The 26352-nt window shown below is 64.2% G+C and carries 9 protein-coding genes (1 of these 9 only partly in view); 3 read left to right on the forward strand and 6 right to left on the reverse strand.

Features of this window, described 5'->3' with window-relative positions; genetic code table 11:
• The 3 genes from sypA to M5C01_RS16050 all read right to left on the reverse strand — a co-directional run.
• On the reverse strand, positions 1-15185 hold the 5' portion of the coding sequence (gene sypA, locus M5C01_RS16040) for a syringopeptin non-ribosomal peptide synthetase SypA (RefSeq protein WP_152742299.1). The gene continues 931 nt to the left of window position 1, outside the view; only the first 15185 of its 16116 coding nucleotides appear in the window; the start codon lies at positions 15183-15185; the stop codon falls past the left edge of the window.
• Positions 15186-15324: 139 nt separating this feature from the next.
• Positions 15325-17031 (reverse strand): cyclic peptide export ABC transporter, encoded by a 1707-nt coding sequence (locus M5C01_RS16045; protein WP_152742298.1) that lies wholly within the window; start codon positions 17029-17031, stop codon positions 15325-15327.
• A 76-nt stretch (positions 17032-17107) separates the two neighbouring features.
• Positions 17108-18169: a TauD/TfdA family dioxygenase gene (locus M5C01_RS16050; RefSeq protein WP_152742297.1), complete on the reverse strand. Its 1062-nt coding sequence runs from the start codon at positions 18167-18169 to the stop codon at positions 17108-17110.
• A gap of 345 nt (positions 18170-18514) precedes the next feature.
• Here M5C01_RS16050 and M5C01_RS16055 point away from each other — a divergent pair, with 345 nt between their 5' ends.
• From M5C01_RS16055 to syrC, 3 genes are read left to right on the forward strand one after another with little or no spacing between them, the layout of a single operon-like run.
• Positions 18515-20578, forward strand: a complete 2064-nt coding sequence (locus M5C01_RS16055) for an amino acid adenylation domain-containing protein (protein WP_152742296.1) — start codon at positions 18515-18517, stop codon at positions 20576-20578.
• 17 nt (positions 20579-20595) lie between these two features.
• Positions 20596-21531: a syringomycin E biosynthesis L-threonyl-[L-threonyl-carrier protein] 4-chlorinase SyrB2 gene (syrB2, locus tag M5C01_RS16060; protein WP_178130049.1), complete on the forward strand. Its 936-nt coding sequence runs from the start codon at positions 20596-20598 to the stop codon at positions 21529-21531.
• Positions 21532-21587: 56 nt separating this feature from the next.
• Positions 21588-22799, forward strand: coding sequence for a syringomycin E biosynthesis aminoacyltransferase SyrC (gene syrC / locus M5C01_RS16065; RefSeq protein ID WP_152742294.1), 1212 nt, complete (start codon positions 21588-21590; stop codon positions 22797-22799).
• Between the two features lie 226 nt (positions 22800-23025).
• Here syrC and M5C01_RS16070 read toward each other — a convergent pair whose 3' ends face one another.
• The 3 genes from M5C01_RS16070 to M5C01_RS16080 all read right to left on the reverse strand — a co-directional run bounded on the left by M5C01_RS16070 (position 23026) and on the right by M5C01_RS16080 (position 26186).
• Positions 23026-23637: an aspartyl/asparaginyl beta-hydroxylase domain-containing protein gene (locus tag M5C01_RS16070; RefSeq protein ID WP_103498871.1), complete on the reverse strand. Its 612-nt coding sequence runs from the start codon at positions 23635-23637 to the stop codon at positions 23026-23028.
• A 177-nt stretch (positions 23638-23814) separates the two neighbouring features.
• Positions 23815-25185: an MFS transporter gene (locus M5C01_RS16075; RefSeq protein WP_152742293.1), complete on the reverse strand. Its 1371-nt coding sequence runs from the start codon at positions 25183-25185 to the stop codon at positions 23815-23817.
• On the reverse strand, positions 25182-26186 hold the full coding sequence (locus M5C01_RS16080) for a cupin-like domain-containing protein (protein WP_103498873.1): 1005 nt from the start codon (positions 26184-26186) through the stop codon (positions 25182-25184). Before M5C01_RS16080 ends, M5C01_RS16075 begins: the two co-directional genes overlap by 4 nt.
• Positions 26187-26352: the final 166 nt, after the last annotated feature.

Raw genomic sequence — 26352 nt, forward strand, 5'->3', positions numbered from 1 at the left:
AGCGATTCCACCAGACTGCGTTTCAGCGCCTCACCTGCAACGTTGACCGTGTGCACCGACTCCGGCAGGCCGTCGACTTCCAGCAAGGCCTTCAGGGCGGACGGCACAGTGTTGATCAGACCGATATCGTGTTCGCCGTGTTGCAGCTCCAGGACGTTTTTCACCACGTCGATACTGCCGCCCGAGGTCAGAGGGGCAAAGCACTCGTAGACCGCCAGGTCGAAGTTCAGCGAGGTGGAGAACAACGTCTTGTTCAACGCCGAACCACCGCCGAAAGCGGCATGGGCCCAGGTCAGGAAGTTCACGGTGTTGCAGTGTTCGATCATCACGCCCTTGGGCAGACCGGTCGACCCCGAGGTGTAGATCAGGTACGCCAGATGTGCCGACGTCAGCCCCGGCACCTCTGGATTCTGGACGGACTCGTCCTGCCAGGTGCCCTGATCGAGATTGATCACGGGCACCGAAACCCCTGCCAGCAAGTCACGGGTTGCGGCCTGCGCGAGTACGGCTGCCGGAGCACTGTCCTGCAACATATAGGCAATCCGCTCTACCGGATAAGCCGGATCCAGCGGCACATAACCACCGCCCGCCTTGAGGATCGCCAGCAAGCCGACGACCATCTCTGTCCCGCGCTCGACACAGATCCCGACCCGCGAATCCGGCCGCACACCTTGTTTACGCAAGGTATGCGCCAGGCGGTTGGCCAGTTCATTGAGTTCGCGATAACTCAGACGCTGTTCACCATGGACCACCGCCAAAGCCTCCGGCGTACGTTCCACCTGCGCCTCGAACAACCCATGGATAGTCTGCTGCTGCGGATAATCCAGTGCCGTATCGTTAAGCCCGAACAACAACTGCTCACGCTCGGCGGCCGGCAGAATCGACAGACTGTCGAGCGCCGTGGCCGGTGACAGTTCCAACGCCCCCACCAGACTTTCCAACGCTGTCTGCATATAGCTGCAAACGCGCCCGGCTCCGACGCTGCCGGTGACCAGCACCGTCAGCTTGAAACCGTCGCCCAGATCGTCGACGTTCAAGGTCAACGGATAGTTGGTGCGCTCCTCGCCACTGAGCACCTCGATACCACGCCAGGCCTCAAGGGCCTCGCCCGATTGTTCCGCCGCGCCACTGTGCCGGTAGTTGAGCAGTGCACTGAACAACGGCAACGGCGCGGCCACCCCGCTGCAACGCTGGGCCAGCACCAACGGCGCATGTTCGTGGCCGAGCAGCGCGGTGAGCCGGGCATGGGTCGCCCGGACCCCGTCCCGCGCGCCCTGCTCGCCCAGGTCCACCCGCAGCGGCAAGGTATTGATAAACATCCCCAGCGCCCGGTCGGCACCCTCGCCGCCCTGCATCCGGCCCATCAGCACGGTACCGAACACCACCGTGCGCTTGCTCGACACCTTGCCCAGTACCTGGGCCCAGGCCAGGTGCACCAGGCTGGCGGCGCTCACCCCCAGTTGACGGGCCTGGGCCCGCAGGCGCAGGTCCAGCCGGCTGTCCAGCGCCAGGCTGCTTTCCTCGATATCGCGACCGTCGCCCTGCACATCCAGCAGGCCGAACGGCAGGGTCGGCTCATCGATATCGCCCAACATCTCGCGGAAGAACCCTTCATGGGCCTCGCGGCTCACACCCAGGCGGGCCTGGGCCACATAGTTGCGATACGGCACGGCGGCACCGAGCTGGCCGGCCAGGCCGAGCAGGTGCGCCTGCATATCCTGGCGCACCACATCCATCGCGGTGTGATCCAGGGCCATATGGTGGAACAACAGCATCGCCACCCAGCGCTGGTTCGGCGCGTCCTCGGCAAAGACCAGGCGCACCAGCGGCGCCTGGGTCAGGTCCAGCCGCGAATGACGTGCGTCGAAGCGTTCATGCAACTGCTCGGCGATATCACCCTCGGCCGGATCGAGTTCGACCTGCTCCAGATACAGCCGGGCCTGGCGCCAGACCACCTGCATCGGTGTCTCCAGCCCTTGCCAGAGCACGGCGGTACGCAGGATGTCATGGCGTTCGATAACGCTTTGCAAGGCGTCGATAAAGGCACTCAGGCGCTCGCGACTGGCCATCTCGAACAGGGTCTGCAAGACATACGGATCGCCCTGCTCGGCCGCCAGATGGTGATAAAGAATCCCCTCCTGCAACGGTGCCAGCGGGTAGATATCCTGCACATTGGCCACCCCGCCCGGCACGCTGGCGACAATACGGTCAATGGCGGCCTGGTCGAGATCGGCCAGGGGCAGCAGGTCCGGCGTGATCCGAGTGCAACCGGCCTGGATGGCATTGGCCGGGACCTTGATTTCAGAGCCCCCACCGACGGCCGCCGCCAATGCGGCCAGGGTCGGCTGGCCGAACAGCACGCGCACATCGGCGCTCAAGCCGGCCTGGCGCATCCGTTCGATCAGGCTGACGGCCAGCAGCGAATGCCCGCCCAGTTCGAAGAAGTGATCGTGACGCCCGACCCGCTCGACCTTGAGCACCTCGGCCCAGATCGCCGCCAGGGTGGTTTCGACCACGCCTTCGGGCGCCTCGTAGCCACGGCTGACCAGTGCCTGGGCATCCGGTGCCGGCAGGGCCTTGCGGTCCAGCTTGCCGTTGGGGGTCAGCGGCAGCACGTCGAGACGCACGTAGGCCGCGGGCACCATATAGTCCGGCAGACAGGCCTGCAGATGACTGCGCAGGCTTTCGATATCCAGCCTCTGCTGCGACTCGCCCTGGGTGAAATAGGCCACCAGGCGTTTCTCACCGTCGTCCTGCCGTGCCAGCAACACCGCTTCCTGTACCGCCGGGTGCGTGACCAGAGCGGCCTCGATTTCACCCAGTTCGATACGGAAACCACGGATCTTCACCTGACCGTCATTGCGGCCGAGGTACTCCAGGTTACCGTCCGCGTTCCAGCGACCGAGGTCACCGGTGCGGTACAGCAGTGCACCCTCCCGGGCGCTGAACGGATCGGCGACAAACTGCGTGGCGCTCAATTCCGCCCGGTTCAAATACCCCTTGGCCACGCCCTGCCCGCCGATATACAGCTCGCCGGGCACACCCACCGCCACCGGTTGGCGACGTGCATCAAGCACGTAGACCTGGCTGTTGCCGATCGGTCGACCGATGGGAATACCGCCGCTGCCCACAGAAGTGATCTCGTAGGTCGCGGAAAAGGTCGTGGCTTCGGTCGGGCCATAGCCGTTGAGCAGATGTTGCGGCGCGCCTTGCGCCAGTACCCGGGCGATGACCGCCGGGTCCAGCACATCACCACCGACAATCAGGTAGCGCAAGCGGGCGAAGACCTCCATCAGGCCGTCGGCATATTGATGGAACAGCCCGGCGGTCAGCCACAGCACGCTGACCGATTGCGCCAGCAGCAGCGCCCGGAACTCATCCTGGGACAGCAATACCGAGTGTTCGACCACCACCACGCAACCGCCATTGAGCAGCGGCGCCCAGACATCCAGGGTGCTGGCGTCGAAGGCCGGGTTGGAGGCGAAGGCCACGCGATCTTGCGCATTGAAGTCGGCGTAGCCGTTGTCGATTACCAGGCGGCCGATGGCCCGGTGCGGGACCAGCACACCCTTGGGCGTGCCGGTGGAACCGGAGGTGTACATGATGTAGGCGACCGACTCGGCGGTTGCCGCTCGGTCCGGATTGGCCGCCGGCTCTGCGTTGACAGACCGGGTGTCGAGGTCAAGACGCCGTACACCCTGGTCCAGGGTTTCAGCGCTGTAGGTCAGCACCAGCACGGCCTGGCTGTCCTGCACCATAAAGGCCTGGCGTTCGCGTGGGGCATTGATATCCAGCGGCACATAGACCGCCGCGCACTTGAGCACCGCCAGTTGGCTGACCACCAGATCGATGGAGCGCGGCAACAACAGCGCCACGCTCTCCCCAGGCTGCACGCCGAGTTCCAGCAGTTCCGCCGCCAGGCGATTGGCCTGCCGGTTCAACTCGCGGTAACTCAGGCTCGTCGCGTCATGCACCACCGCCGCGGCTTCAGGCGTGCGCTGTACCTGGGACTCGAACAGAGCGTGCACCGTCGTATGCCGTGGCGAATCGGTGGCGGTGGCGTTGAAACCGACCAACACCTGCTCACGCTCCGCCGGCGGCAAGATCGACAGGCTGTCCAGCGTCGCCGCCGGGGTCTGTTCCAGCGCCTGGAGCAGTTGCGCCACCGCTGCCTGCATATAACCGCACAGGCGTTGCGCACCCACCTCGGCGGTGACCAGAACCGACAACTTGAAGCCATCGCCCAGGTCATCGACGTTCAGGGTCAGCGGATAGTTGGTGCGCTCCTCGGCGCCGAAAGCCTCAATACCACTCCAGGCCGCTTCATGCTCGGCCGTGGGAGCGGCCACCACACTGTGGCGGTAGTTGAGCAGCGCACTGAACAACGGTGCCGGCGCGGCCACGCCGCTGCAACGCTGGGCCAGCACCAACGGCGCATGTTCGTGCCCAAGCAACGCGGTCAGTTGGCCGTGGGTGGCCTTGAGTCCGGCGAGCACCGTCTGCGTACCGATATCGACCCGCAGCGGCAAGGTATTGATAAACATCCCCAACGCCCGGTCAGCACCCTCGCCCGCCTGAAGGCGGCCCAGCAGTACCGTGCCGAACACCACTTGCTCGCGGCCAGAGACACTGCCCAGCACCCGCGCCCAGGCCAGGTGCATCAGGCTCGCGGCACTGACCCCGGCCTGGCGGGCCTGGGCCCGCAGACGCAGGCTCAACTCGGGCGCCAGGGCCAGGCTGGCCTCTTCGATTTCACGTCCGCCGTCCTGCACATCCTGCTGGCCGAACGGCAGGGTCGGCTCGTCGATATCGCCCAGCACCCCACGGAAAAACGCCTCGTGCTGCGCCTGGCTGACACCCAGGCGCGCCTGGGCCACATAGTTGCGATACGGCATCGCTTCGCCCAGGGTATGGGCCTCGCCGAGCAAGTGCGCCTGGATTTCATGCTGGACCACGTCCAGCGCGGTGTGGTCGAGGGCCATATGATGGAACAGCAGCATCGCCAGCCAACGGTCAGCGGCCGCATCGTGGGTAAAGACAATGCGGATCAACGGCGCCTGGCGCACATCGAGGCGGTAGTGGCGCGGATTGAAACGCTGGTGCAGTTGCTCAGCCAGCGGACCGGCCGCCGGATCGAGGAACAGCTCGGTGACTTCCAGCGTGGCCCGCCGCAGGACCACCTGCAACGGTTCGTCGAGCCCTTCCCAGAGCACGGCGGTACGGAGGATGTCGTGACGGTCGATCACCCCTTGCAGGGCGTTGCTGAAATCCTCCAGCCGCGCGCGGTCCCGCAGGCCGAACAGCGCTTGCAGAACATAGGGGTCGCCCTGTTCGGCGCTGATATGGTGATAAAGGATGCCCGCCTGCAACGGTGCCAGCGGGTAGATATCCTGCACATTCCGTGCGCCGCCCGGCACGCTCGCCAGCACCTGGTCGATCTGCGCCTGGGTCAGCTTGATCAGCGGCAGCAGGTCCGGGGTGAGGTGTGCGCAGTCATCGGCGATCAGGTTGGCCGGCACCACGATTTCCGTGCCGCCGCCCACCGCCGCCGCCAGCGCGGCCAGGGTCGGCTGGCCGAACAGTACGCGCACATCGGCGCTCAGGCCGACCTGGCGCATGCGCTCGATCAGGCTGACCGCCAGCAACGAATGGCCGCCCAGTTCAAAGAAGTGGTCATGACGCCCGACCCGCTCGACCTTGAGCACATCGGCCCAGATCGATGCCAGCAGGGTTTCCACTTCACCTTGCGGCGCCTGGTAATCGCCACGGGCCAGGGCGTCCGACTCCGGCACCGGCAGCGCCTTGCGGTCGACCTTGCCGTTCAGGGTCAGCGGCAATGCGTCCAGTTGCACATAGGCGCTGGGCACCATGTACTCCGGCAACAGGCCTTGCAGGTAGCCGCGCAGTGTTTCCACCGTGGCCGGCTCGCCGGTCGTGGTGATATAGGCCGCCAGGCGCTTGTCGCCGGGAACGTCCTCGCGGGCCAGCACGATGCATTCGCGCACCTGCGGATGGGTGCTCAGGCGCGCCTCGATTTCCCCGAGTTCGATCCGGAAACCGCGAATCTTCACCTGGTCGTCGTTACGCCCCAGGCATTCCAGCTGGCCATCGACCAACCAGCGGCCAAGGTCGCCGGTGCGATAGAGCAAGGCGCCGGGCTCGTTGCTGAACGGGTCGGCGATAAATTTCTCGGCGGTCAGGTCGGCGCGGTTGAGGTAACCCTGCGCCACACCCTTGCCACCGATGCAGATTTCACCGCTGACGCCCAGGGGCAGCAATTGCTGGCGGGCATCGAGGACATAGACCTGGGTATTGCCGATAGGACGGCCGATCGGCACGCTCTCGGCATCTTCGGCCACCGCAGTCACGTGATAGGTGGTGGCGTAGGTGGTGGTTTCGGTCGGCCCGTAGCAATGCACCAGGCGCAGTTGCGGCGCCAGCGCCAACAGGCGGCGGAACGACGCCGGGTCGCTGCGTTCACCACCGCACAGAAGGATCCGCAAACCCTTGATGGCTTCCGGGATCAGTTGCACGTACTGGTTGAATACCGCCGTGGTGACAAACAGCACCGTGGCCCCGGAGCTGATCAGCAGCTCGCCGAAACGCGCCGGTTCGAGCAGCGTGTCATGGTCCACCACCAGCACCTGGCCGCCATTGAGCAAGGCGCCCCAGACATCCATGGTGCTGGCGTCGAACGCCGGGTTGGAGCTGAAGGCGATCCGATCCTGCTCGTTGAAGTCGGCATAACCGTTGTTGATCACCAGCCGCGTGATGGCCCGGTGCGGCACCACCACACCCTTGGGCACCCCGGTGGAGCCGGAGGTGTACATGATGTAGGCCGGGGTTTCGCTCGATTGCGCCAATGGCCGGTCATCCGTCGGCAAGGCGTCCAGCACCATGGTGTCGAGATCGACCCGCGTCGCCGTACCGCTGGCCAGCGCAAAACCGCCCCGGGTCAGCAGGACCGCGGCCTGGCTGTCTTCAAGCATGAACTGCTGGCGCTCCAGCGGCGCCTTGGTGTCCAGCGGCACATAGACCGCCGCGCACTTGAGAATCGCCAACTGGCTGACCAGCAGGTCCAGGGAACGCTCCAGCAGGATCGCCACCCGCGCCCCCGGTTGCACGCCGAGACCGAGCAGATAGGCGGCAAGCTGGTTGGCCCGTCGGTTCAACTGCGCGTAGCTCAGGGCCTGGCCATGGTGCACGGCCGCCGTCGCTTGTGGCCGCAGGCGTACCTGGTCCTCGAACAGGCTGTGCACGGTGCGACTCATCGGGTAATCGGTTGTCGTGGCATTGAAGTCCTGCAGCAATTGCCGACGCTCATCCTCCGGTAGCACCGCCAGGTCGCGCACCGCTGAATCCGGCGCGGACTCCAGGGCCTCGACCAGCTGGGTCAAGGCGGTCTGCATATAACCGCAGACCCGCTGACCGTCGACTCCGGCCGCCACCTGCACGCTCAGCAGGAAGCCTTCGCCCTGGTCGTCCACCGACAAGGCACAGGGGTAATTGGTCCGCTCGCGGACGCCGAGGACCTGGGTGTCTGCCCAATAATCGCCACCATTGGCTTCGAGCGCCGGGCTGTGCCGGTAGTTGAGCAACGCGCTGAACAGCGGCGACGAGGCCGCCACCGCGCTGCAACGCTGGGCCAGCACCAACGGCGCATGCTCGTGGCCGAGCAGTGCGGTGAGTCGGGCGTGGGTCTGGCGCACCGCCTGGCGTACCGCGCAGGCACCGACGTCGACCCGCAACGGCAAGGTATTGATAAACATCCCGAGTGCACGATCGGCACCCAGGCCGCTTTGCATACGGCCCAACAGCACGGTACCGAAGACCACGTCCTCACGGCCGCTGACGCTGCCCAGCACCCGGGCCCAGGCCAGGTGATGCAGACTGGCGGCACTCACCCCCAGTTGCCGGGCCTGGGTGCGCAGGCGTTGACACAGTTCAGCCGGAAGATCACGGCGGACCTCCTTGACGCCCTGCCCGTCGCCCTGCACCTGCAGCAGGCCGAACGGCAAGGTCGGCTCGTCGACATCGCCGAGCATTTCGCGGAAGAACGCTTCATGTTGCTCGCGGCTCACCCCCAGGCGGGCCTGACCCACATAGTTGCGGTACGGCATCGCCGCCGGTAGTTGTCCGGCCGCGCCATGCAGATGGGCGAGCATCTCTTCGCTCATCACATCCAGGGCGGTGTGATCGAGAGCAATATGGTGGAACAGCAGGATCGCCACCCAGCGCTGGTTGGCCGAATCCTGGGCAAAAGCCAGGTGCATCAGCGGCGCCTGGCCGAGGTCCAGGCGGCACTCGCGGGGATCGAAGCGACGCTGCAACTGACCGAGGATATCGCCCGCGGCCGGGTCCAGGGCGATCTGTTCCAGCGGCAGTTCGACGTGGCGCAGGACCACTTGTTGCGGTTCTTCCAGACCTTGCCAGACCAGCGCCGTGCGCAGGATGTCATGGCGATCGATCACCGCCTGCAAGGCTTCGGCGAAACCGCGCAGCTGTGCCAGGTCCTGCAGGGCGAAAGTTGCTTGCAACAGGTACGGATCGCCCGTTTCAGCAGCGATATGGTGATAAAGAATGCCTTCCTGCAACGGCGCCAGCGGGTAGATATCCTGCACGTTGCCGGTGCCACCGGGCACGCCGGCGACAATGCGGTCGATACTGGCCTGATCCAGAGTGGTCAGGGTCAGCATGCCAGGGGTGATGCGTTCGCAGCCGGCGGGAATACCGTTGGCCGGCACCACGATCTCGATCCCGCCGCCCACGGCCGCCGCCAGCGCCGCCAGGGTCGGCTGGCCGAACAGCACGCGGACGTCGGCACTCAGGCCGGCCTGGCGCATGCGCTCGATCAACTTGACCGCCAGCAGCGAATGGCCGCCGAGTTCGAAGAAATGGTCCTGGCGACCGACCCGCTCCACACCCAGCACTTCGCACCAGAGCGCGGCCAGGGTGGTTTCGGTGTCGCCGAGCGGCGCCTGGTAGTCGCGGCTGACGAAGGCATCGGCCGAAGGCTCCGGCAGCGCACGACGGTCCAGCTTGCCGTTAGGTGAAACCGGGAGTTTTTCCAGGTGCACATAGGCCGCCGGAATCATGTAGTCGGGCAGCAGCGCCTGCAAATGCAGACGCATCTGGTCGGCTTCGGGCGCCACCTGTCCGGCCTGCACGCTGAAATACGCCACCAGGCGTTTTTCCCCGGGACGGTCTTCACGGGCCAGCACCGCCGTGTCCCGCAGGCCCGGGTATTGGCCGAGGCGCGCTTCGATTTCACCCAGTTCGATACGGAAGCCACGGATCTTGATCTGGTCGTCGTTACGGCCCAGGTAGTCGATCTTGCCGTTGGCCTGCCAGCAACCCAGGTCGCCGGTCTTGTACAGCCGTGCCCCTTCGGCAGTGGCGAACGGATCGCGGATAAAGCGTTCGGCGGTCAGTTCGTCGCGGTTCAGGTAGCCGCGGGCGACACAGGCACCGCCGATGTAGAGCTCCCCCGCCACACCCACCGGCACCGGCCGGAATTGCTCGTCGAGCAGGTAGATACGGGTATTGGCCACCGGCCGACCGATACTCGGCAAGGTCGGCCAGGCCTGCGGATCTCCCGTCAGGGTCAGCGCCGTGACCACGTGGGACTCGGTCGGGCCGTAGTGATTGTGCAGCCGCGCATCATCCAGGCGTTCGAAGAAGCGCCGCATCGGTTCGGTGATTCGCAGCTGTTCACCGGCGGTGATCACGTCCTGCAACGCACACTCGGGTTGCTCGACTTCGGCGACCATGGCTTCGGCCAGGGCTTGCAGGGCAATGCACGGCATATACAGGCGTTCGATGCGCTGCTCGCGGATATGCTGGAACAGGCGACGGAAATCCAGGCGGATATCGCCGTGGATCAGCGACAGCTCGCCGCCGGCACACAAGGTGCTGAAGACTTCCTGGAAGGCCACGTCGAAGCCCAGGGCGGCAAACTGCAAGGTCCGTTGTCCGGGCCGACCGTGCTCGACGGTCTGGGCGATCTGCCAGTGCATCAGGTTGACCAGCGGCCCGTGGGGCATGGCCACGCCCTTTGGCTGGCCGGTGGAACCCGAGGTGTAGATCAGGTACGCCAGGTGTTGCGCATTCAGCCCCTCGATCTGCGGATTGTGCCGGGACGCGGTGTCGATACCACTCTCGATCCGCGCTTCGCTTTCCAGCAACAACACCGGCATCAGAGCCTGGGGGAAGCGTTCGCGCAGGCCGCGCTGGGTCAGCAGCACCTTCGGCGCGCTGTCCTCCAGCATATAGGCCAGGCGCTCGGCCGGGTACGACGGATCCAGCGGCACATAACCGGCACCGGCCTTGAGAATGCCCACCAGGCCGGCGATCATTTCCAGGCTGCGTTCCACACAGATCGCCACCCGATCGTCGGCGCCGATGCCCTCGGCGATCAGCCGATGGGCAATCTGGTTGGCCCACTGGTTCAGTTCGCCGTAGCTCAGGCGCTGGCCTTCATAGGTGACGGCCACCGCGTCAGGCCGGGCCGCCGCGTGGGCCTCGAACATCTGGTGCAGCAACAGGTCCGTCGGATAGATGCAATCGAAGGCGTTGAAGTCTTCCTGCAACTGGCGGCGCTCGCTGGCCGGTAACCAGTCGAGGCTGTGCAACGGCGCATCGGGCTGTTGCTCCAGGGCCTCGGTCAGTTGCTCCAGCACGGTATGCATATAACCGGCGATCCGTTCGGCACCGACCCCGGCCACGGCCTGGACGGTCAGGCCAAAGGACTCGCCGAGGTCGTCCACCGACAACGACAACGGATAGTTGGTCCGTTCCTCGCCGCCAAGCACCTCGACCCCGGCCCAGGTCCGGGCCTGGCCGGCGTCCTGCGGCGCCTGGGCGCCCACGGCGACATGCCGGTAGTTCATCAGGGCACTGAACAACGGCGTCGGCGCCGCCACGCCACTGCAGCCTTGGGCCAATGACAATGGCGCGTGTTCATGACCGAGCAAGGCCGCCAGCCGCGCGTGGGTGGTCCGCACCGCCGCCTGGACCCCCTGCTCGCCCGCGGCCACCCGCAGCGGCAAGGTATTGATAAACATGCCCAGCGCGCGTTCGGCGCCCTGGCCACTGTGCAGGCGGCCCATCAGCACGGTGCCGAAGACCACGTCGCGACGCCCGGACAAGCGCGCCACCACCTGGCCCCAGGCCAGATGGTGCAGGCTGGCATTGCTCACCCCGAGGCGTCGGGCCTGGGCACGCAGGCGCTGGGCCAGATCCGGGTCCACCGGCAATAGCGCTTCCTCGACACCGCTGCCGTCGCCCTGCACATCCTGCAGGCCGAAGGGCAAAGTCGGCTCGTCAACATCACCGAGCATTTCGCGGAAGAACGCCTCGTGCTGCTCACGACTCACTCCCAGGCGGGCCTGGGCCACATGGTTGCGGTACGGGACCGAAGCTTCCAGTTCGGCGCCGCGGCCCCGGCTGAACGCCTCGATCTCCTTGCCCAGCAGGGCCAGGGAGGTGGCGTCATCGATCAGGTGATGGAACAGCAACACCGCGACCCAGCCGCCGTTATCGGCGTCTTCGGCATAATGCAGGCGCATCATCGGTGCCTGACGCAAATCCAGGCGAATCCGTCGCGGATCGAAATGTTCTTGTAACTGAGCGGCCACATCCCCCTGGTCCGGATGCGGCAGAAAGGCTTCGACCCGCAGCCGCGCCTCGCGCCAGACCACCTGGACCGGCTCATCAAGTGCTTCCCAGGCCACCGCGGTGCGCAGGATATCGTGACGGTCGATCACCGCCTGCAAGGACTCGGCAAAACCCAGCAACTGTTCAAAGGTGTCGACCCGCAGCAGGGCCTGCAACAGGTACGGATCGCCCTCGTCGCTCGAAAGATGGTGATAGAGGATGCCTTCCTGCAGGGGCACCAGCGCGTAGATGTCCTGCACATTGCCGACACCGCCCGGGACACCGGCCACCACGCGGTCGATCTGGGCCTGGGTAAGTTGAGCCAGGGGCAACATGTCCGGCGTGATGTGCTGGCAGCCGGAGGGGATCGCATTGGCCGGCACGACAATCTCGCCGCCCTTGCCGCTGGCGGCCGCCAATGCGGCCAGGGTCGGCTGGCCGAACAGCACGCGGACATCGGCGCTCAGGCCGACCTGGCGCATGCGCTCGATGAGTTTCACCGCCAGCAACGAATGCCCGCCCAGTTCGAAGAACTGATCATGCCGACCGATCTGCTCGACACCAAGCAACTCGGCCCACAGCCCGGCCAGGGTGGTTTCCACCGGACCTTCGGGGGCCTGGTATTCGCGTCGGGCATAGGCCTCGGCCGCCGGCACCGGGAGTGCCTTGCGGTCCAGCTTGCCATTGGCGGTCAGCGGGAAGGCTTCAAGGCTGACAAAGGCACTTGGCAGCATGTACTCGGCCAGGGACAGGCGCAGTTGGTCACGCAACTTCGCGGCGTCCAGTTCGACGCCGGCCGTGCCGATGACATAGGCCACCAGGCGCTTGTCGCCCGGTTCATCCTCGCGCACCAGCACAACGGCGTCACGCACACCCTCGCAGGCGGCCAGCTGCGCTTCGATCTCGCCCAGTTCGATACGGAAACCGCGAATCTTCACCTGTTCGTCGTTACGACCCAGGTATTCCAGGCTGCCATCGGCCAGCCAGCGCCCCAGGTCGCCGGAGCGGTACATGCGCGCCCCCGGGGTGGAGACAAACGGATCGTCGAGGAAGCGCGAAGCGTTCAGTTCCTCGCGGTTGAGGTAACCCCGGGCCACGCCCGCGCCACCGACGTACAACTCCCCCACCACGCCGGGCGGCAACGGATAGCCGTAGCCGTCGAGCAGATACAGGCGCAGGTCGGGAATACGCTTGCCGATCGGGCTTACGCCCACCCGTTGGGCGTCTTCGGCCTGCAGCGGGTAGTAGGTCACATGCACCGTGGTCTCGGTGATGCCATACATGTTTACCAGTTGCGTGGCGCTGTTCAGTTCCCGGGCGTACCAGGGCTTGAGCATCGCCGTGTCCAGCGCTTCACCGCCGAAAATCACCTGGCGCAACACATGCGCCTGCGGGTTCTCGTCCTGGGCAGCGATCAACTGGCGAAAGGCGCTCGGGGTCTGGTTGAGGACTGTTACACCGGCGCTGCAGAGCAGCTTGTAGCAGTCTTCGGGGGAGCGGCTGACCAGTTGCGGCACGATCAGCAAACGACCGCCATGCAGCAGCGCGCCCCAGATTTCCCAGACCGAGAAGTCGAAGGCAAACGAGTGGAACAGCGCCCAGACGTCCGTTTCATTGAAGCCGAACCAGGCGTCGGTGGCCGAGAGCAGCCGCGCGACGTTGCGATGTTCAACCATCACGCCCTTGGGCAGGCCGGTGGAGCCGGAGGTGTAGATCACGTAGGCCAGGTGCGTGGGGTTCATCACCACCTGCGGATTACGCACGGACTCGTCCCGCAGATCCGCATCGTCGAGATTGATGACCGGCACCTGCACTGCCGGCAAGGCTTCCTGCACCGCGTGCTGGCTGAGCAAGGCCACCGGGGCGCTGTCACCGAGGGTGTAGGCCAGGCGCTCGCGAGGGTAAGCCGGGTCCAGCGGCACATAACCGGCGCCGGATTTGAGGATCCCGAGCAAGCCGATGATCATCGCAGGACCGCGTTCGACGCAGATCGCCACCCGATCGTCCGGGCGCACACCCAGGGCCAACAGACGATGGGCAACCTGATTGGCGCGAGCGTTGAGCTCGCCGTAGCTCAGGCTTTCATCCTGGTACACCAGCGCCACGGCATCCGGCCGCTCGGCGGCGCGGGCTTCGAACTGCTGGTGAATGGTGCGGTCTTCGGCGAAGTGTTGTGGCTCGGCATTCCAAGCCTGCAACTGCGCGGTTTCGCTGGCATTGAGCAGGGAGAACCCGCGAACCGGCAACTGTGCATCCGCCAACCCCTGGTCCAGCACGTGCTGCAGGCGCTCGGCCATGGGCTCGATCTCGCCCGCCTGGAAATACGCCTCGTTGTAGATGTAGTGCAGCCGGGATTCACTATCGTAAGCATTGGTCCGCAGATGGATCGCCAGCGGTGTCTGTTCGTGATTGTTCGAACACTTCACCGCACGGGCGCTCGCCGGTCCGAAGCGCAGCAGGGAGTTGTGTTGCTCGTAGGAGAAGGTCAGGTCGAACAGCTGCGTACGCTCGGTACGGCGCAACTCCAGCAGGCGGTTGAGATCGCTGACCGGGAAACGTTGGTTGCGGTAATCCTGCTTGAGCGCCCGACCGATGCCCTGGACCAGCTCGGCGAACGGCAGATCGGCGCTGAACTGCAAACGCACCGGGCTGAGCTGGGCAAACAGCCCCAGGGTCTTCTTGAAGCTGGCGTTGGAGCGGTTGAGGATCGGCAAGCCGATCACCAGCTCATCGCGCTGCTGGGCCCGAGTGAAGTAGACGTACAGTGCGGCCAGCAGGACGTGGAAACGCGAGGCCTGCAGCTGCCCGGCCAGGTCGTCGATACGGCTCTCCAGGTCCCGGGCAAAATCGCGGGCGAAATGGCTGCTGCGGCTCGGGCCTTCAGCCTGGGCCTGGCGATAGCGCGGGAGCAGCAAGCGCTCGGGGATATCGCGGTATTTTTCCAACCAATAGGCCTGGTCGCGAACGAAACGCGGCGACTGGCGATAGTTGCGGTCGTCTTCAATGAAATCGACATAGGACGGCGCCGACAGATCAGGCGTGCGCTGATCGTGCAGGGCGTTGTAGATCTGGCAGAGGGAAGCAAAAAGCTCGTCGATGCCCCAACCGTCGAGCACGATATGGTGGGCGTGGATGACAAGGTAGAAGCGCTGCGCTTCGAGCTTGAGCAAATGCAGTCGGAACAGCGGGCCGCCATCGAGCTTGAAGGCCCGTTCGAACTGACGCTGCATCCAGCTCGCGGCAGCCTGGCGCGGGTCCGCCTGTGCTTGCAGGTCCAGCGGTGCCACCCATACCGGCAGTGTCGCGGCGAAGGCCTGCAACGGCACGCCCTGCTCGTCACGCTGCTCGAGCAGGACCATGCGCAGGGCATCGTGTTTATCGATCAACAGGTTCACGGCCTGCTGGAACACCTCGGGGTCGAGGTGCCCGTCAATCTCCAGGTAGCCGCCAATGTTGTACAACGGCGAGTCGCCCTGGGTCATCTGGTCCAGCCAGATATTGCGTTGGGCAGCGGTCAGGGCAAGTGCCATACATTTCTTCTCGCAAAGGGTCAGCCTCGCCACGCGCAAAAGGCGGCGACAACTGGAAATTGAGTCAGGTCCAGGGACCGGCCAACCTCGCTCAATCTTGCGAAGGGCCGGTCCTGGAAAAGTTAAACAGCGCTGGAAATCAGGCGCGCTTGCCCTGCACCGAGCAATTCACGTCGGAGACGATCTTCCCGTCCACCAACTTGATGATGCGGTCGGCCAACTGGAAGTACTGGTCATCGTGGGTGATGATCAGCACCGTCTTGCCGCGACGCTTGAGGTCCGGCAGCAGTTCCTCGTAGAAGAAGCGCTTGAACGGCGGGTCCTGGTCGGCGGCCCATTCGTCGAGCAGGTAGATCGGCCGGTCTTCCATGTAGGCGCAGACCAGCGCCAGGCGTTTCTGCTGACCGTAGGACAGGGCCTTGGTGGTGGAATAACCGAGCCCTTCGATCTTGATCTTGTCTTCCAGGCCGAGGGTCGCCAGGTACTTCTGCGCCAGTTCGGTGCTGGCGTCCTCTTCTTCGTCGGGACCGATCAGCCGGTTGAACAGATGGAAGTCGGAGAACACCGCGGAGAACAGGTCACGGTAGTCGCTGCGTGACTCTTCGTTGATCAGCTTGTCGTCGAGCAGCACCTGCCCGCCCTGTGGGATGTACAGGCCGCAGATAACCTTGGCCAGGGTGCTCTTGCCGCAGCCGTTGCCACCAACGATGTAGATCAGTTCGCCGGCACGCACCGTCAGGTCGATGGGCCCCAGGCCGAACCCGGTGCCGGTGAGCAGGTCCTGATAGTTCATGTGCACGTCGCGCAACTGGATGCTGTCCCAGGACTTCTTGTGATCCAGGCGCAGCACATTGGCGGATTCGCTGGCGAGGGCTTCCGGCTCCGGGTGCGGGTCGTTGATCGAGAAACCGAAATCCGCCAGGCGGCTGCCGGCGATACGGCCCTGGGCCAGCAACGGCATGGCGCCGATCAGCAGCGACAGCGGGCCCATGATGTACAGCACCACCAGCACGCTGGCGGTCATGGTATTGGTATCGATCACCCCGAGCATGGGCGCGACGAACAGCAGGCAACCGATCAGCAGCGACAAGGTCAGCTGGCCGACGTTGTCGGCGGCGGTGTACCAGAGCCGTTCGATAAAGTTGTAACGCGCCACCTGGGTCGAGGACTCCTGGATCGCCGAGCGGCTGAACCAGCGGCGCCGGATGCCGTTGAGCTTGAGTTCCTTGAGACCGAACACCAGGGCGTGGGTGTACTCGTTGAACGAGGTGAACTCGTCACGCACTTTGTGCGAGAAGGAGATACCGCCCAGGAAAAAGAACAGGTACAGCGCCACCCCGACCACCATCAGGCCGACGGTTACCGCGAACACCACCCAGGACAGGTAGGCCAGGTAGGCGATGCCGAACAGCAGCACCGCCAACTCCACCAGCACCGACGGCATGATCACCAGGGTACTGTTGAGTTGCGGAATATCGCTGGTCAGCATCGTCAGAACGTTGGGAGCCCCGCGGCGGTCGATCTCTTCCAGGGGCGTGGCGAGGATCTTGCGGCACAGGGCAATCCGCAGGCGGGTCATGATGCGCATGCTGGCGTAGGCCGGAAACAACGCGGCACCGTTGCGGAACAAGAGCGACACCGCACTCAGGCCGACGAACCAGTACAACGACTGCAACTGGAAGCTTTCCTCATGAATCGCCTCGTTGATCACCTTGATCACCGCGATGGACGCCACCCCGCTGATGATCCCGGTCAACAGGGTCATCAGCGTCAGCCAGGGATGATTGCGCCACAGCAGACGCATGACCGAGCCAGGTTTGGCCTTCTTCTCTTGCTCGTTTTTCATTGGTTGCTGTCCTTGAATGCATTAGCCCGCGCAATGGCCGGTCGTTGAAAGTCCAGGGTCACTCGATTGCGATCACTCAGGTCGGTTGCCAGACGTCATCCCGGGCAGTCATTTCGCCCATGGCGACGACGATCAGACGGGGTTCTTCGTAGGGGTCCCGGGCATGGGCGGCGAGCATGTTGTCGAGCATCACCACATCGCCCTTGCGCCAGTCGAAGCGCACCGCACAGGCCTCGTAGGCTTCACCGATCAAGGCCATGACCGAGTCCTCGATGTCCGAGCCGTCGCCATAGCTGACCAGTCGTGGCAGGCGGTCGGCGCCGAACATGTCGAGCAGGTCCTCGCGCATTTCCTCGCCCAGGCAGAACGGGTGGTGCAGCTGCACCTGGTTGAAGAAGCAGCGCTCACCGGTGAACGGATGGCTGATCACCGCCGGGCACTGGGTGCGAATCTGCAGGGTGTCGCTGTCGAGCCATTCGAAGTCGGTGCCCTGCTCGCGGCAACGCTGTTCGACGACGCTGCGTTCAGGGGTGCCGAAGAACGATTCCCAGCTCGGCTCGACGCCGGCGGTAAAGGTACGGCTGTACATCAGGCCCTTGCTTTCGAAACGCGCGACCACCTCGGCCGGCAGACGCTGGAGCACTTGGCGAATGTCCGCCAGCGGCGTCGCGCCACCGACCCGTGACGGCTGCTCGCAGAAGAACCATTGCTTGCGCGGCCAGCTTTCCAGGTGCGAACTCTCGTTGTGATAGAGGATCATCTCGCGCTCGGGATAAGGCGTGGAGCGATAGACATTGCGCCCGCCTTCTTTCTTCGGCAGGTCGCCATAAGTGCCGTGCAACCCGGGCGACAGCGCCTCGGCAAAGGCCTCGAAAGCCGCCACCGAACCCAGCTCGAAACCACGGAACAGCACCGCGCCGTGACGGCACAGCAACGCCTCGATCGCCTCGCGTTGCGCACTCGCCCACAACACCGGATCCAGGCTAGGCGCGGCCGGTTCGATCACCACGGGCAAACTGCTGTCGGCTGCCAGCAGGGACAAACGTACCGATGGATCCCCCGCCCGGTCGGGCCAGGCCGGCGCATCCGCCAGCGGTTCTTCGGTGAAAACAGGCGAAACGTTAGCTTGAAGACTCATGAACAAACTCCTGGACCACAGCCCCTCACATCCACGTTGTACGGGGCAAGATCAACAGGCTCCGCCGCCGCGCAAGGATAAAAACACCGATGGCGGGGGGCTGTCTGTCACCGCAAACCGGGACAGCGGTGACCCGGGCGGCGGATGCGTCGCGATCACCGTCGGCACGCGTTTGTCCCCATTTCCCGCGACAGACGCAGGCCCGCGGTCGGTGCTGAAATGCGGCAACTGCGGATCGTGCCGGCTCTTCGAATGGATCCTCCAGGCCGCAGGGATGTCTCGAGTGCAACGTCTTTCGCCACGGCGAAAAGACGTTGCACCTGTTATTACACAGGAGCGTTAGTCATGCCGATCAAGAACACTGGCGAATCGGTTAACACCTCGCCAGCCCCTCTCACGCCCGGTGCCTTCCTGCATGAGATATTCAGTGCCCGGGCCCGTGAATTTCCCGAGCGAACGGCGGTGTCCGACGCCACTCGGACATTGAGTTATGCCCAGCTTGAGGCGCTGTCGTCGAAGCTGGCCGCACGTTTGCGTCACGAAGGCGTCAAGGATGGCGTGCGTGTGGGCATGTACCTGCCGCGCAGCGCCGACCTGATCATCAGCCTGCTCGGCATCCTCAAGGCCGGCGGCACCTATGTCCCGGTCGACCCGCAATACCCGGGCAAACGCGTTGAGCACATCGTCCGTGACAGCGGCCTGGGCCTGGTGATCGGCGATGCCGCGAACCTGCCGAAAAGCCCGTCCCTGCGTGTGCTGTCCCTCGAGCAGTTGCTGTCCGCGCCCGCGCTGGAACTGAGCGTTGACGGCAGCCGCCGCGACCCGGACCAGGCCAGCGCCTACGTCATCTACACCTCCGGTTCCACCGGTGAGCCCAAGGGCGTACTGGTTTCCCATGGCAACGTCAGCCGCCTGCTGGAAAGCACACAACGGACCTACGGCTTCAACGCCCAGGACGTCTGGTCGATGTTCCACTCCATCGGTTTCGATTTCTCGGTCTGGGAAATCTGGGGCGCCCTGGCCCACGGCGGCCAGGTCAGCGTGGTACCGTATGACGTCTCGCGCTCGCCTGCCGCCCTGCGCCAATGGCTGTCCGACCAGCGCGTGACCGTGCTCAGCCAGACCCCGTCGGCCTTCCGTGGCCTCGACGAGGCCGATCGCGGCGCCACCGCGCCCCTGGCCCTGCGTTATGTGGTCTTCGGTGGCGAAGCGCTGCCGGCCACCGTGCTGCGTCCCTGGGTTGAACGCCATGGCGACCAGAAACCGGCCCTGATCAACATGTACGGGATTACCGAAGCGACGGTGCACAGCACCTTCAAGCGCGTACTCGGCCAGGATCTGGAAACCAGCGCAATGGTCTCCATCGGCAAACCCCTGGACGGCTGGCAGTTACATCTGCTCGACGCCAACCAGGTCGCGGTGCCCCAGGGCACGGCCGGCGAGCTGTACATCGAAGGCGCCGGCGTGGCCCAGGGTTACCTGAATCGCAGCGAGCTCAACGCCAAGCGTTTCATCCAGTTGCCCGGCACCTCGATCCGCGCCTACCGCACCGGCGACCTGCTGATCCTCGACAATGACGGTGAGTACCGTTATGCCGGCCGTTGCGACGAACAGCTGAAGATCAGCGGTTTCCGTATCGAGCCGGGCGAGATCGAAGCCTGCCTGCAAACCAGCCCGAGCGTCTCTGCCGCCCATGTCGGCGCCCATGACTACGGCGATGGCGACCTGCGCCTGGTGGCCTATGTGGTCCCGACCCAGGGCCTCGGCGCCTGGACCGAGCAGACCCGCAGCGAAGTGGCCGCCCTGGTGGCCGCCAGCCTGCCGGACTACATGCGTCCCTCGGCCTACCTGGCGCTGACCCAACTGCCAGTGACCGCTCACGGCAAGATCGACAAGAAACAGCTGCCCTCGCCGACCGCCGGCGTCACCCCGTCGCACTCGGTGGACGCCCAGGGTCTCAGCGAACCGGAGCAGCTCGTACTCAAGGTCTGGAGCGAAGACCTGGGCCTGAAGAACATCGGCCTGAATGACGACTTCTTCGACTTCGGCGGCACCTCCCTGGCCTTGATCCGCTCCCTGAGCAAGCTCAAAAGCCATTACCAGATCAACATCGATCCCGGTGTCCTGGCCGACGGCGCAACCGCCAAGGTCCTCGCTGACTACATCTCGCGCATCGTTGCACCCGGGCAGTTCGTGCTCAAGGTGTGGGGTGAAGACCTGGGCCTGAAGAACATCGGCCTGAATGATGACTTCTTCGATTTCGGCGGCACCTCCCTGGCCCTGATCCGCTCCCTGAGCAAGCTCAAAAGCCATTACCAGATCAACATCGATCCGGCTGTCCTGGCCGACGGCGCCACCGCCAAAGCGCTGGCCGATTACATCTCCCGCACTCTTGTTCAAGCCCATTGACCGAAAAGGAAAAGCCCGTGAGCAAAAAATTCGCCTTGACCCCGGAAGAGCGTGCCTCGTTCGAAAAGAACGGTTTTATCGGTCCGTTCGACGCCTACTCGCCGGAAGAAATGAAAGAAACCTGGAGACGTACCCGCCTGCGCCTGCTCGACCGTAGCGCTGCGGCCTACCAGGACCTGGACGCCATCTCCGCCGGTACCAACATCGCCAACTACGACCGCCACCTGGATGACGAATTCCTCGCCAACCACATCTGCCGCGCGCAGATCTGCGACCGCGTCGAAAGCATCCTCGGCCCGGATGTGCTGTGCTGGCGCACCGAGTTCTTCCCTAAATACCCGGGTGATGAAGGCACCGACTGGCACCAGGCCGACACCTTTGCCAACGCTTCCGGCAAACCGCAGATCCTCTGGCCGGACGCCGAAGAGTTCGGCGGCACCATCACCGTCTGGACCGCGTTCACCGACGCCAACATCGCCAATGGTTGCCTGCAGTTCATTCCTGGCACCCAGAACAGCATGAACTACGACGAAACCAAGCGCATGAGCTACGACCCCGAAGCCAACAACAGCGACGTGGTCAAGGACGGCGTACGTCGCGGTTTCTTTGGTTACGACTATCGCCAGCTGCAGATCGACAAGGACTGGAAGCCCGACGAGGCAGCGGCCGTACCGATGCAGATGAAAGCCGGTCAGTTCATTATTTTCTGGTCGACCCTGATGCACGCCTCCTACCCCCACAGCGGCGAAACAGAAGAAATGCGTATGGGCTTCGCCTCGCGTTATGTGCCGTCGCACGTACAGATCTACCCGGACTCGGACCATATCGAAGAGTACGGCGGTCGCATCAGCCTGGAGAAATACGGCGCGGTGCAGGTGATCGGTGAAAAGACACCGGAATACAACCGTCTCGTGACCCATACCACCCGCGGCAAGAAATTCGAAGCGGTCTGACCCACAGCGGCCAGGCGACAGTTGGCCTGGCAATGTGCCTACAGGAGTTGAAATCCATGACTATTTCCACCGACGCAGCGATGCGCCTGTGCGAGACCGTGAGGATGCTTAGGCACCTTGCCATCCATTTGCCCGATCCCATGTGCCTGAGTTTTCTCGCCCCGGACAACGGCCTGCTCCCCGAGCAGGCTTCCCCCAGCGTGAGAGCCACGGAACGGGCGATCAACGCCGCCTTTGCGCGGATCGGCGTGCGCACCGTGCAATACCTGCACGGTGGCGAGGCACAGCTGTCGTCCTTCGAGTTTTTTATCAGCCGGAAAATCTGCCAGGCGCTCGACTACCGCTACGACCACTTCGACGATACCGAAGAGGCCAAGGCGTTCGGGCGACTGCTCAAGCATTTCGAATTCAGCGGTGCCGTGCCGGAAGTCGAGACACTGCACCTGACCACCCGCGACAACGTTTCCCTGTCGGTGCATGCGAGCACCAACCGGGAACGTCCGGCGATTGTCCTGGCCCTGCCCTGCGGCATGCCCTTCGATCTTTGCCGCGACTGGTTCAACGTCCTCAGCGAGCGCTTCTTCGTGGTCACCTGGGAGACCCGCGGCCTGTTCGGCTCCTGCGCGTCCTTCGACCAGGTCGCGGTGGACACCGAAGCCCAGGTCGCCGACCTGATCAGCGTGATGAATCACTACCAACTGCCGACGGCGCACCTGATGGGCATCTGTGGCGGTGCGGTGATCGCCCTCAGTGCGGCCGCCGCCCACGACAACCGGGTCACCTCCCTGAGCCTGTGGCACGGCGACTACAACCTGGGCGACAACAACCTGCGCACCACCCATCAGCAGAACTTCGAATGGCTGATGGAAGCGGCGGCCTTTGACCGCCAGGAAGCCACCGACCTGCAGGCGATGTTCCTCGACCAGGCGACGCTGGCCACCACGCCGGAGCCGATCGCCCATGTGGTGCTCTACCCCTACGTCAACCCGGAACTGTTCTATCGTTATGCGCGCCTGAACGATGCCTTGAACAAGACCGAGCTGGCGTCGCGGCTGGCCCGCATCAACGTGCCGACCCTGGTGGTGGCCGGCGACGCGGATGAAACCACGCATATTGGCGGCTCACGCTATATCGCCGCGTCGATCGACGATGCCACCCTGCATGTCGAGCACAACGGCAGCCACCTGGCGTTCTTTGCCTCCACCCAGTACTCGAAACAGACCGCTTTCCACTTCCTCGAAGAAACCCTCCAGCCTGTGGTCGCCTGACCGTCCAGAAGAGTGTCCCAGGACAGCCGGTAGAGACCGCCTTGACCCGCATCGCGCAGAAGCGATGCCTGGGTCAAATGGCCCGCCATGTGGAATTTGTCGATTGAGGTTTCTACCGAGGCGCAATGAGTACGGCCCGCAAGCCGGGCCTCTACAGTTTGTGGTTTTACAACAACCGTACTCTACCTGCGGAGCGGCCCGATCACTCGGCCCGCTCCTGTCGACCTCAGGTATCCATGTGTTTTTCACGATGGAACTCAAGATAGAGCACGGTACGGTGTGCCCGCGAAGCATTGACCGCGAAGTGGTCGAGGGAGCCGTCGAAGATCACCAGGTTGCCATTGGTGCTCTGGTTGAAGCTGCCGTTGACGTTGAGGTAGGCATAGTTCTGGGTGGCCGGCGCGTCGATGGTCAACTGCATGTGCAGCAGGCCTTCTTCCCAGGTGCCGGTGTGTGAGTGCGTACCGAGGAACACATTGGGCTCCATGCGCAGCAAGGCGCACAGCTTGATCCCGGGAATCTGTTTCAACAGCTCGATGGTCCCCGGCATGGCGGCCTGGGCATAGGGGATCGGTGTGTCGTAGGCCACCAGGCCGTACTGGGTCCACTCGGGCATGACGTCCATGTCGTCGCCCCAACCCCAGAGCCAGCCATACTCGCCGCCAGCCTCCATATGGGCGGCCACTTCATCGACGATCTCGGTGATCGACTTGCCAACGCGGTTGATGGTCAGGGTCGGGGCATCGAGGGCGAGAAACTCTTCACGGATCACTTCCCAGTTGTCGGCAAGGTGCTTGAGCTTGGGAAAGCGCTTGGGTTCATAAAACGACGGACGCATAGGTCCTCCTTTATCGATTGTGGTCGGCTCGGATGGCAGTGCGGCGCAGTCCTGTCGAATCCGGGACGTTGCGCGGGAGCTTGCAAAGGTTGACCCAGGGGACCTGGCCTGTCTGTCACGGGAATCCGGTACAACCCACAAGGGCACCCCATCGCACAGGGGTGCCCTACCCGGTTGTCACAGAGCGTCGGCCTGGGCCGTATCGCCGCTGCGCAGGGGCACCGCTTCAGCCGGCGCACCCTCCAGGCGACGCATCGGCCCGTAGATCAGGACCGTCAGGGACAGCAACGCAAAGAATGCCCCTGCCACCACAAACAACATGCCCACGCCACGTCCCGCACCCACCCCGATCCAGTGGCCGATCGACTCGGCATAGGCACCGCCAGGCAGCAACGCCGGCTGGAACCAGTGATCCACCAGCAGACCGCCGACGAAGATCACCAGGCTCGTGGTGGCAATGGTCAACATGCTGATCAGGGCAAACACGCTGGCGCGATTGCCGGTGGGGATCTTGCGCATCCACAACGAGTTCACGCTGGCATCGGCGACACTCGCCGCGGTGATCGCGACAAAGGCCAGGGCACAATAGGCAACGGCATGGGAGACCGCGCCCATGGCAATGACGCAGATCGACAACAGCAGGTCGGCCACCGCCACCAGCACCATCAAGCGCCGCGGGTTGCCCATGGAAATCAGCAACCCGGCGCCCGACAATCCGCCCAGCGCCGCCCAGGTGTAGGCCAGGCCCAGGGTCTGGCTGCCCAGGGTGGACAACAGCAACGGCGTCATCATCAGCGTTGCCAATGACAACAGCGCGTTGCGCAGCATGGTGTAGAACAGCAAGCCGGCCATCACGTGGCTGGCGGCAAAAAACTTCAGCGCCGCGGTGATATTGTTCAGTGAGCCGCGCAAGACCGAGCTCTTGCCGACAGCATCGGCACGCTCCGGTGCCGGCCGCACATGGGAAAACGCCTTGATCACCAGCAAGGTCCCCGAACAGAAGGTGATCAGGTCCACCGCCAGAATCGGCACAAACCCGGCCCTGGCCATGATCGCCCCGGCCAGCAACGGCGCCACCAGCGCCGAAGCGTTCTTGCTGATGCCCATCAGGCCCGAGGCCCGGGTGAACTTGTCCGGGGAGACGATCGAATTGACTGCAGCCTGATAGGCCGGCTTGCGGAACGCCGAGACGATCGAGGCCATGCAGTTGAAGATATACAGGTGCAGCGGCTCCAGCCGGTCGAACCAGAGCAGGCCCATGACGCCGAACAGCAGCAGTGCCAGGCTGACGTCACAACAGACAATGATCAGCCGGTGGCTGACCCGGTCGGCCAGCCCGCCGGCCAAGGGCAGGAACACCACCGCCGGCAAGGTCGCCGCCAGCACCACATTGGCAAACGCCACCGCCGAGCCGGTATGGGAGTAGACCCAGACGCCGAGGGCGAACTCCATCAGCGCCGTGCCGACGATCGCCAGGGACTCACCGCACCACAGAAAATAGAAACTTCGCCCCAGGTCGAAGGCCGGCTGACGGCGCTTGCGGCTCATGGGCGCACATCGCGCAGCGTGAACACCGACTTCACCCGCTGCCCCAGTCGCCAGGCCAGGGAGTAGGCCACCGCTCCCAGCACCAGCGGCGCCAGGCGGGAAAACAGATAGGTACGCAGTACCCGCCTGGCGATCGGCGAGCGGATATCGCCACTGACATGCAAGGGCGTCGGAAAGGTCGCGGCCACCGTCGCGCCAAATGCGTCATCCATCGATTGCACCGCATGCCACCAGTACACCGGGATATACAGCGCATCGCCCGGCTCCACCACCGTGCGCAACGCCTGCAGGCCACGGGTGCCGGGGAAACGCCGGGTATCGATGTCGTACAGGTAGCCGGCTTCTTCGACGACCGGCTGCAGCGCCCGCCAACTGGTCTCGTCCGGCGGCAGCAGAAGGACCTCCTTGGCCCCGACGACTTGAGCCATGAAGGTCTCGTCGACGACATGGAAATGCCAGTCGGTGTAGGAATTGCGGTACAGGAAACTGCGATGGGAGGGGTAGTGCCGGGACTTGGACAGCTGCGGCATGAACGGCAGGCCGCCGACATCATCCTTCATCTGCTCGATGGCCGAGCCTTCGGAAAAACGACAACTGTCGGCCACCAGGGGGTCACTCCCCTGGCCCAACTCATCGAGAAACTCGTGAAACGGCATTTCCCGGTAAACCGTGCCCGCATACTCGGTCAACGCCGCCTTGACCTCGGGGTTCGACCAGCCGATGACCTCCGAGACGATCTTTGAGCGCACCACCACCGGGTTGTTGCGCGAATGCGTCTTGAAGTAATCCAGGCGTTGCCATTTCTCGAACGCCGGCCAGTGGCGCACGGCATTTTTCACCAGGCAGGGACGGTTGTGGTTGACGTAGCGACGGGTGAATTCCTCCCGGGAAATCGTCAACGCATCGATCACCTCGACAGGTCCCGCCTGGGGGTGATTGGGAAACCGCGACAGACTCCAGAACTTCGACTCAGGGCGATCCACTTCGGCGATCAATGACATTGTGCGACCCTCGCAAGAACACTCAGGGCCGTTGATATAACAGACTCGCGCGCGCGGTCCCAAACGCGCCGATGGCCCCCGCACGGGGTTGTCCCTGCTTCCCATGACAGACATCGCCCAGTGGATGCTCTAGTTTTTTCCCACGCTTTTCCTTCGTCCCGCCGAC

This window comes from Pseudomonas sp. MWU12-2319, from assembly GCF_023242525.1.
GTDB lineage: Bacteria > Pseudomonadota > Gammaproteobacteria > Pseudomonadales > Pseudomonadaceae > Aquipseudomonas > Aquipseudomonas gingeri_D.

Bases quoted from the DNA above. Each gene is read 5' to 3' on its own strand.
- M5C01_RS16045 (WP_152742298.1), bottom strand. From the start codon at position 17,031: ATGAAAAACGAGCAAGAGAAGAAGGCCAAACCTGGCTCGGTCATGCGT.
- M5C01_RS16050 (WP_152742297.1), bottom strand. From the start codon at position 18,169: ATGAGTCTTCAAGCTAACGTTTCGCCTGTTTTCACCGAAGAACCGCTG.
- M5C01_RS16055 (WP_152742296.1), top strand. From the start codon at position 18,515: ATGCCGATCAAGAACACTGGCGAATCGGTTAACACCTCGCCAGCCCCT.
- syrC (WP_152742294.1), top strand. From the start codon at position 21,588: ATGACTATTTCCACCGACGCAGCGATGCGCCTGTGCGAGACCGTGAGG.
- M5C01_RS16070 (WP_103498871.1), bottom strand. From the start codon at position 23,637: ATGCGTCCGTCGTTTTATGAACCCAAGCGCTTTCCCAAGCTCAAGCAC.
- M5C01_RS16075 (WP_152742293.1), bottom strand. From the start codon at position 25,185: ATGAGCCGCAAGCGCCGTCAGCCGGCCTTCGACCTGGGGCGAAGTTTC.
- M5C01_RS16080 (WP_103498873.1), bottom strand. From the start codon at position 26,186: ATGTCATTGATCGCCGAAGTGGATCGCCCTGAGTCGAAGTTCTGGAGT.